The 869-nt window shown below is 78.0% G+C and carries 2 protein-coding genes; both read left to right on the top strand.

What is annotated here, in order from left to right; translation table 11 throughout:
• Positions 1-330, top strand: a 330-nt coding sequence (locus tag ABEB16_RS22595) for an acyl carrier protein (RefSeq protein WP_345714386.1), incomplete at its 5' end; no start/stop codon positions are given.
• Positions 331-398: 68 nt separating this feature from the next.
• Positions 399-869 (top strand): condensation domain-containing protein (locus ABEB16_RS22590; protein ID WP_345714385.1); only part of this gene is annotated, 471 nt, incomplete at its 3' end.

The following is an 869-nucleotide window of genomic DNA, read 5'->3' as shown; positions in this document are numbered from 1 at the left end:
GGCCGCCCGCCGGCCGGGGAGGTGGAACTCGCGCTGGCCGCCGCCGCGGGCGAGCTGCTGGGCGTGCCCGGCATCGGCGCGGACGACGACTTCTTCGCCCTCGGCGGGGACAGCATCTCCGCGATCCGCCTCGTGGGCCGGTTGCGGCGGCAGGGCTGGGCGCTGTCCGTGCGGCAGGTGTTCGAGCTGCGCACGGTCGCCGCCCTCGCCGCCGCCGCCGAACCCGTCGCGCCCGCCCCGACCGCTGCCCCGTCCACCGCTGCGCTCGTCTCCCTCGACGACTCCCAGCGCGACCGGCTGGAGGCGCTCGTGCGCCGCCGACGCCGCTGACACCTGCCACCCGGCCGGCCGCGCCCACCGCCGGGCGCCCGGTCCCCCCGCTGCGAGAGGCACCCGCCGTGAACGACGCCCCCTTCGAGGACCTCCTGCCGCTCACCGCGCTGCAGGAGGACCTCCTCGCGCACGCCGAGCTCAGCGCCGGCGGAGCCGACGTCTACACCGGTCAGCGCGTCCTCGACGTGCGCGGCCCGCTGGACGTCGACCGGCTGGGGCGGGCGGTGCAGGACCTCGTGCAGCGCCACCCCACGCTGCGGTCGGGTTTCTGGGTCGACCCCGAGGCCGCCGAGGGCGCGCAGCCGGTGCAGTTCGTCCTCGCCGACGCCACCGCCCGCGTCGACGTGCGCGAGAGCACCGAGGAGGGGTTCGGCGACCTGGCCGCGGCCGCCGCCCGCGAACCGTTCTGCCTCGACGACCCGCCGCTGCTGCGGGTCCTCGTGGCGCGGCTGGCGCCGGAGCACCACCGCGTCGTCCTCACCAGCCACCACGCCGTCCTCGACGCCTGGTCGGTGCCGCTGCTGCTGGCGGACCTG

Source organism: Kineococcus glutinatus (genome assembly GCF_039542765.1).
Taxonomy (GTDB): Bacteria; Actinomycetota; Actinomycetes; order Actinomycetales; family Kineococcaceae; genus Kineococcus_A; species Kineococcus_A glutinatus.
The sequence above is the reverse complement of the archived record's forward strand: the minus strand, read 5'-3'. Positions and strand labels throughout refer to the sequence as shown.